Source organism: Agriterribacter sp., from assembly GCF_035444585.1.
GTDB lineage: Bacteria > Bacteroidota > Bacteroidia > Chitinophagales > Chitinophagaceae > Agriterribacter.
Genome location: NZ_DAOMOZ010000230.1, coordinates 1 through 7,118 on the forward strand (window position 1 = coordinate 1; position 7,118 = coordinate 7,118).

Annotated in this window: 9 protein-coding genes; 2 read left to right on the forward strand and 7 right to left on the reverse strand. The window is 48.0% G+C overall.

What is annotated here, in order from left to right:
* Nucleotides 1-88 precede the first annotated feature (88 nt).
* The 6 genes from PLH26_RS18450 to PLH26_RS18475 form a co-directional block, all read right to left on the reverse strand.
* A complete protein-coding gene (locus PLH26_RS18450; protein WP_324587502.1) occupies nucleotides 89-823 on the reverse strand; it encodes a class I SAM-dependent methyltransferase in 735 nt (244 codons plus the stop codon).
* A 97-nt stretch (nucleotides 824-920) separates the two neighbouring features.
* Nucleotides 921-1,325: a DoxX family protein gene (locus PLH26_RS18455; protein WP_324587503.1), complete on the reverse strand. Its 405-nt coding sequence runs from the start codon at nucleotides 1,323-1,325 to the stop codon at nucleotides 921-923.
* 47 nt (nucleotides 1,326-1,372) lie between these two features.
* The gene (locus PLH26_RS18460; RefSeq protein ID WP_324587504.1) at nucleotides 1,373-1,840 is read right to left on the reverse strand and encodes an SRPBCC family protein; all 468 of its coding nucleotides are present in this window, start codon (nucleotides 1,838-1,840) and stop codon (nucleotides 1,373-1,375) included.
* 6 nt (nucleotides 1,841-1,846) lie between these two features.
* A complete protein-coding gene (locus PLH26_RS18465) occupies nucleotides 1,847-2,170 on the reverse strand; it encodes an ArsR/SmtB family transcription factor (protein WP_324587505.1) in 324 nt (107 codons plus the stop codon).
* A gap of 353 nt (nucleotides 2,171-2,523) precedes the next feature.
* Nucleotides 2,524-2,841: an endonuclease domain-containing protein gene (locus PLH26_RS18470; RefSeq protein ID WP_324587506.1), complete on the reverse strand. Its 318-nt coding sequence runs from the start codon at nucleotides 2,839-2,841 to the stop codon at nucleotides 2,524-2,526.
* Between the two features lie 249 nt (nucleotides 2,842-3,090).
* Entirely contained in the window at nucleotides 3,091-4,809 is a 1,719-nt protein-coding gene (locus tag PLH26_RS18475; RefSeq protein ID WP_324587507.1) for a tetratricopeptide repeat protein, read from the reverse strand.
* 35 nt (nucleotides 4,810-4,844) lie between these two features.
* Between PLH26_RS18475 and PLH26_RS18480 the strand changes: the two genes are divergently transcribed.
* Nucleotides 4,845-4,994, forward strand: coding sequence for a hypothetical protein (locus PLH26_RS18480; protein WP_324587508.1), 150 nt, complete (start codon nucleotides 4,845-4,847; stop codon nucleotides 4,992-4,994).
* Nucleotides 4,995-5,032: 38 nt separating this feature from the next.
* Here the strand turns inward: PLH26_RS18480 and PLH26_RS18485 are convergent, their stop codons facing one another.
* Nucleotides 5,033-5,959 (reverse strand): VOC family protein, encoded by a 927-nt coding sequence (locus PLH26_RS18485; protein WP_324587509.1) that lies wholly within the window; start codon nucleotides 5,957-5,959, stop codon nucleotides 5,033-5,035.
* Between the two features lie 148 nt (nucleotides 5,960-6,107).
* Here PLH26_RS18485 and PLH26_RS18490 point away from each other — a divergent pair, with 148 nt between their 5' ends.
* Complete coding sequence (locus PLH26_RS18490; protein ID WP_324587510.1) at nucleotides 6,108-6,617, forward strand: DinB family protein; 510 nt, start codon at nucleotides 6,108-6,110, stop codon at nucleotides 6,615-6,617.
* The last annotated feature ends 501 nt before the right edge of the window (nucleotides 6,618-7,118 follow it).

A 7,118-nucleotide genomic window follows, 5' to 3' on the forward strand; every position in this document is an offset into this window, starting at 1 on the left:
CCGCAATCCAGCGCAATGGCTCTCATCTGCCTGATCTCCTTCTGCCATTGTTCGTGTTTGTCGAAATACCAGTCCACTTCAGGATTCATCATGTTCGTTTATATGTATATGTTGGTGAGATTGTTTGCGTCGTTGCCAATAAGAATATTTCCCCGCTTGCAGGCAAAAGATCGTCGGATCTGCCGGCAAAATACCGCTGTTCCATATCTTTTGTTGACACGGTCTGTATTTTTTTAAACCCTGCTTCCTGTGCCAGGTCCCGGATCTCATCCGGCGTAAAAAAACTCACAAACGGCGTGCCTGCTTCCCGTGCGCCTTTATCTGCGATCTCCTGCATAGGTTTGTCTTCTTCATCCAGCAAATCCATCGGTACAAAATGAACGCCTGTCTTGCCGGCGGGCAGGTGCCCCGGAACACCCAAACCCAGTTCGGTTAACCGTTGTTGCTTCCAGGTCAATGTAGCGGGCCGGTCAATTTCGTATATCTGGAGTTGGGAAGCGATATCCGGCCTGCGTTGTGCAAATGTATCCAGACCTGCACCCAAAATAACATACTGTTGAACACCCTGTTGGCTTTGTTCGATAATCAAGTCCTCAATAAAGCGGCTGCGGGCTACAATGGAAGCCCGGAGGCGTTTGGTAAATTTCATGTCCGGCCGTTGCAGCCAGTCAGCGGGTGGTGCTACCAGCTTTAACCCGATATCATCTTCAAGTATATGCGGCTTTGCATCCGCCAGTAGATGTAAAGCTCTCCATAGCGCTGTTCTTACTGCCGTATTATCCGGTTCGGCCGGTTTTTGATTTTGTTCCGCTTTAGCGCTCATTTTATTCATTCATAAAATTAACGGAAATGATTTTCTGTCTGCGGTCTGAAATGATTTAGCCGGTTTATCTCAAAAGTTTTAATCAAGACAAATAAAGCTAACGGCTGAGCGCAGATAGCTTCCTGCCTGCCGGTCTGAAATACCATGATACCACCGTAAGGGCGATCAATAATGCGGGGCCGAACAATTCCCTGGCGTTGTCGCCCACGGCTATATGCGAAACAACCGCTCCCGACATGGCAAAGAAAAAGCCGGCGTAGGCCCATTCTTTCACCAAAGGAAAGCGGGGCAGCAGTACGGCTATCACCCCCAATATTTTCCAAACGCCCAGCATGGTCAGCAGGTACAGCGGGTAACCCAGCCGGGCCATCATGTCTGTTTCTTCCTTCATCTGAACGAGCTGCACTATGGCGGTAGACACCATTCCCAATGAAAGCCATATGGTAGCTACCCAATAGATAATTTTACGGGTTTTGTTTGGAGCTGTAATTTGTTTTGACATTGATTGCGATTTTGATTGTTGGACATTTTACCAGAACATCCCAATTGTTATTTTAATGCAGTTACAACTTCCTGTAACCGGTCGTGTGCCATATTGATGCCATAGGCAAAGGGCAGTTTAAGCTGCTGCTCCCTGTGTGCCGTGGAACGGTAAATGATCTGCATAGTGAGCCTGCTGGTACCGGCGGTAAGCGGCTCAAACTCCAGGAATTCAAGTTGTGCATCAAAGCCGGCATTGTCCATTTCAAATGTGCGCACGATCTTTTGATCCCGAACAACATCATGTATGGTGCCATGCGCCTTGAACAATATGTTCCCCTGCGGATCGCGGGTTTCAAAAGCATAACCGCCATGTTGGCTGTTTTCGAGCTTCAGTACTTTGGTGCCCATCCATTGTTCCACGATGCCGGCTTCTGTGTAAGCCCTGAACAATAATGCCACGGACAGATCAAATTCCCTGGTAATAATTAAATCCTGCCTGCCTTCTTCGGCATGGACCTTTGTTTTACGTTCCATATGCTGCTATTTTTTTGTTTTGTACTTCTGCATAATTGATTCAAGCTTATTGAAGCGGTCATCCCACATATTGCGGAAAGGTTCAATGAAGTCGGCTATTGTTTTCATCTTTTGGGGATTTAAATGATAATAAATTTCCCTGCCGTTTTGTTCCTGTTTCAGCAATTCACACTCGGTGAGTATCTGTATGTGTCTGGAAATGGTCTGGCGCGACGAATCAAAATGTTCCGCGATAGCGCCGGGTGTCATGGCATGCGCCGCCAGCAGGGTAATGATGGCCCTGCGGGTGGGATCGGCTATAGCCTGGAAAACATCTCTTCGTAAATCCATTGTGCAGCTAAATGACTGCAAATATATATGCAGTCATTTAACTGCACAAATTTATTTTTATAATGTGGGATTATTCTCTCGTCCTTCTCAAGAGTGGCTTAACCTGAGCGTTATTCCTCCGTGTGGGGAACAGTGACCACTTACTTTTTAACCAGGGCTGGTGGAAAATGATTGGATTATTAAGAGTATTCCCTCCATGTATTTCAACCGGCATTATCCCCCGCTGGGGGGCGGGTCTCGCGTAATCAATAAGGTATAAACAGGGGTGGAGTTCACTTCTCCGGAGAGGGCTGCTTATTCTTTTCAATCCAGTTTATAAGGAAATCCCGCACACCGCCGATGTTGTTCAGTATCTAGCTGTCATCAAAGCGCAGCACCGTAAACCCGGCTTCCTCCGAATGCTTTTGACGAACAGCATCTCTTTCCACAGCACCTTCCCATTGGTGGGAAAGTCCGTCAGCTTCGATGACAAGCATCAGCTCTTTACACATGAAATCAGCAATGTAACGGAGTACCGGACGTTGCCTGTGGAAGGCATAACCATTCAACCGGCTGGCGCGTAATACATATTTCCACAAACAGACTTCAGCTCTGGTCATTCTTTTACGGAGCTTACTGGCGTAAGGCTGCAAACGCTTGTTGTAATAGTGATTTTCATATTGGTTGCTCACGACATAAACATACGTAATTGGTAAGATTTCCCCGCCGGGAATTGGGAGTGGTTATTATCCCCTCTCCGGCGGAGGTCGGGTCCCGCGTCAATGGTATCCATTTTCCTACATTTTTAATCCGTTTATCTCAACAAAAAGGAGCAAATGGAAATAAAACGATAATCAATACCCGCACCTTCAGCCGGGCATGAGCCGCGGTAGCTCCCGAACGTCTCCCTCGAAACACCTCTCGCTACCGTGAAATGCTGATTAAAACACATCGCTGTCTCTTGCAGCCAGTTCCATTCTTGCTGCAACTTTTGCAGCCGCCTCGTTTTTGCCCTGCTGTTGTAAAGTTTTGTGCAGTCCGTTCAACGACCAGATATTTTCATTGTTATCCTTCAAATCATTATTGAACACGGCTTCAGCTTCTTTCCATTTCCCCGCCCGGAAATACGCATCGGCCAGGTAATACTTCGGATTCAGCAACCAGTCCCGCGGCTCATTGTACACCATTTTGTTTTCCCTTTCCACAGCGGTTTGGAAACGGGAGATCGCTTCAGCGTAATTTTTCTTTGCCAGGGCAATGCTTCCTGCCAGCATGTTGCCGGCAATCACCGCACCGTCAATAGCAGGGGAGAAGGGAGTGAAGGGCAGGGAAAGCACAGTGTCTTTCACCAACCTTTGTACCATGCCGGATTCCGCTTCCGCCTCATGGATCCTCCCCGTATTTGCAAAAGCCATTCCCCTCCCGAAATGCAACAACAACGCGGCATATACCTTCGATGAGTCAACTGCCGGAGCCTGCAGCAAGCCGTTCCAGTCTTCGAACCTGATCATCATGAGGGTAGGCACCATGTAGATATAGGCAAGGTAATTGCCTGCAGCGCCGGGTTCCGATAAAAAGGGTTCAACCGATTTTTGAAAAGCAAGGGATTTATCAATCGTATATTGTTTGCGCCCGGCGTGCATGGCGCAGTTGATCAGCATGTGCTCATTGTGCAGCCGGTATAAAAACTCCCCGCCTGCAACCGCAGGGTACAACTGAAGATAACCGTTGAATTGTGCCACTGCTTCTTCGTTCACGCGGTAGCCTTTACCGTAGTGGCCGGTACGCAGGTAAATATGCGAAGGCATATGCACCATATGTGCCAGCCCCGGAGTTAGCCTGCCCAGCCTGTCGGCACTGGCCATGGCTTTTTCCGGATAGGGCGAGGGCTCCATTACGTGGATATAATAATGATTCAGCCCCGGGTGTTCGGGGCTTTTTATTAATGTCTTTTCCAGCACAGCACGAATGGCGGGTGTCCAGGGTTTGGGGGTACCGTTGATGTTCCACAACTCCCAGGGATGTTCGATCATCATGGCATCCACGTACAAAGCGGCAACATCTGCATGGGCTGGATATTGAACGTACAATGCCTTCATGGCTTTTTTATAATCTGCATTCAGCTTTTCTCTTGTTTGCGTGGTATCTTTTGAATACCGGGCGGTAATGGCTTTGATCAGCCCCCGTTCCACGGGCGGGGCTTTTGCCAGCAATGCATTGGCTTTATCCACTGCTTCCAGCGCCTGGGGCAGCACCGAATAACTCACGTCATTGATGTTGGGTCCATAGGCCAGCGCCTGCGCCCACCAGATCATGGGGTTCAAACTGTCGAATGCGGCTGCTTTTTTAAAGGAAGCCAGCGACTCAATAATGTGAAAGCCGTAATAGGTATTTATGCCCTGATTAAAATAGAGCCGGGCGCTGTCGTGCGGGGTATTGATATTCCACTGGTAGATGCCGGCACCCGGCATGGGTGGAATATCGATCTCTTCCGTCCATTTTTCCATTACCTGCCGGTCGGGACTGCAGCTGATGCTGCTGGCAAGCTTTAAAGCGTTGATGGTATTCAATGCCGGGTATTGTACTGTGGAATCGGTTGACAGCCTCGCTGCGCCGGCTGCTGCCAGCAATGCCAGGACTAAAAAGGAGAGGAGTTTCATGACCGATGATTGAGATAAAAAGATACAACATTTCCGTGAGTGTTTTTATAAAAAACAGGCTGTTTTTTGGGAAAGTATCGTATTGGTGCCAGGCTGGGGTGAAGGAAGATTATCATCCCGGCTTGTTCGGCCACGGCGGATCTTCCGTTGCACCCGCAACAATTTTACCGGCAGGCACTCCTTAGCAGAAAATAATGTCTCCCGCCGGAGGAGATACCATTTCTCACCCCCTGCCAACGGCAGCTTTTATTTTGGCTATATCAATTTTTTTCATAGGCATGAAGACCTGCGTGATGCGGTCTATTTCCTCCTGCTTGCCCTGCTGCATCATGGTTTCCATTTCGGCAGAAGTGATCTGCCAGGAGAGTCCGTATCTGTCTTTGAGCCAGCCGCATTGTTCCGACTCCGGCACGGCAGACAATTTTTCCCAGTAATAGTCTATTTCCGCCTGGTCTTTACAGGTTACCATAAAGGAGATCGCCTCATTAAAGTCGTAGCCATGTTCACGCGCACTGTCCATAGCGGCAAACCAGGTATCTTCCAGCTTCATATCACCAAACATCAGGCTGCCTTCTTTGTCGGGCTCCATTCCTGCAGGATAATGATGTACACTACCCGGCTGTGCATTTTTAAAAACAGACTCGTAAAACCGGAGCGCTTCTTCGGCCTTGCCGCATTTGCTGCCGGTAAACAGGAGCGAAGGGATGATCGCCGGTCGTGGTTCGCCGGCAGGATCGGTTAGCATGAGTTGCCAGGATGCGCCGTATTTATCCTGCAGCCAGCCGTAACGTTTGCTGAAAGGGTAGGAGTCAATGGGCATGAGCACTTTGCCACCCCACGACAATTTGCTCCAGGCCGAATCCAAAGCTTCCAGCGCTGCTTTTTCTTTGTCGGCTGATGTTTTAAACAGCAGGGGATCAAAATTAACGATAAACGATACCGACGGATTGAATTTGAACATCGGCCCGGCACTGATGGCCATGAATGCTTTGTTCCACAGCTCAAAGCTCACGATATCACAGTCGCCCGAGGGTGTATTGTGTATGAGGCTGGTATGCGTAATTTTAGATTCCGGGAATACCGACGTATAAAATGTTGCGGCTTCTTTGGCTTCCTTATCGAACCATAAATGCGGGATGATCTTTTGCATGGCAGTGAATTTGATCGTTGACAGATGGGAATGAAGAAATCGTGCCACAGATGCGGCAGACGGATCACTTTTACATTTTGTTTTTCAATTTGCCGGTCTTCCGGAAATTAGTTTTTATAAATTGCAATGGAATATCTTTAAATCCAAAATGAATGATACGATCATTATAAATGAACTTTCCAAAAACAGGAATGTTTTTAAGGAGTTGTTATCTGGTCTTACGGCAGAGATGTACTTAAGGAAGCCCAATCCCGGAAAATGGTGCCTGCTCGAGATCGTTTGTCATTTATACGATATAGAGCGGGAAGATTTCAGGGTGCGGACAAAGCATGTGCTTGAAACGCCGGCAGCACCCCTGCCACCGATTGATCCGCCGGGCTGGGTAGAAGCGAGAAACTATATGCAGCAAAATTATAATGACAGGCTGAACGATTTCCTCACAGAAAGAGAGCGATCTGTTGAGTGGCTTCAAAGTCTTTCCGATCCAAACTGGGAGAGCGCTTATATACATCCGAAATTCGGGAAAATGACAGCCGGCATGTTTTTATCCAACTGGCTTGCGCACGATTACCTGCACATCCGGCAAATAACGAGACTGAAATATGACTACCTGAAACAACTCACCAACGAAGACCTGAGCTATGCGGGTACCTGGTAAAGGCTATACTGTTTATCTGGGCGTGCCCCCGGTATGGGTGGCGATACTTCAAATTGCATATCCATCGCCACTGACCCGGTGCATTATTATCAGCACAGCCCATACCGGGGTCGGGCTTTTCGCTGCAAGTCCGCCACAAGGCCACTGCACAAAACCTTCAGCGGGCTTTCCGCTGCAATCCCTCACGCGGGGAAACGTTTGATCAAACAAATCAGTATCATTCATTGGATTATCAGTATGAAACTATCAGTTTCCGCACTGCTTCAGGGAGTTGCGTGGGGAGTCGCCCCGCGCTTTTTATCTGCGCGGTGAAGATTACGGCGCGACAAAACAAGCGCTTATCCAAGCTATAAAAAATGCTTTTATTTATAATAGAAAGTTTACATTTCTTGTAAACTTTTTGTATATTATAGACATCAATTTCCCGGCGATAAAAAGTCATTACGTTCGGAAATATGGAATGTTGGATGCAGGTTGGCAAATGTTTTTAGAAGGAAAGGC

Excerpts from the sequence above, each read along its gene's own strand:
- PLH26_RS18490 (WP_324587510.1), top strand. The coding sequence starts at position 6,108 with ATGAATGATACGATCATTATAAATGAACTTTCCAAAAACAGGAATGTT.
- PLH26_RS18450 (WP_324587502.1), bottom strand. The coding sequence starts at position 823 with ATGAGCGCTAAAGCGGAACAAAATCAAAAACCGGCCGAACCGGATAAT.
- PLH26_RS18485 (WP_324587509.1), bottom strand. The coding sequence starts at position 5,959 with ATGCAAAAGATCATCCCGCATTTATGGTTCGATAAGGAAGCCAAAGAA.
- PLH26_RS18460 (WP_324587504.1), bottom strand. The coding sequence starts at position 1,840 with ATGGAACGTAAAACAAAGGTCCATGCCGAAGAAGGCAGGCAGGATTTA.
- PLH26_RS18455 (WP_324587503.1), bottom strand. The coding sequence starts at position 1,325 with ATGTCAAAACAAATTACAGCTCCAAACAAAACCCGTAAAATTATCTAT.
- PLH26_RS18475 (WP_324587507.1), bottom strand. The coding sequence starts at position 4,809 with ATGAAACTCCTCTCCTTTTTAGTCCTGGCATTGCTGGCAGCAGCCGGC.
- PLH26_RS18465 (WP_324587505.1), bottom strand. The coding sequence starts at position 2,170 with ATGGATTTACGAAGAGATGTTTTCCAGGCTATAGCCGATCCCACCCGC.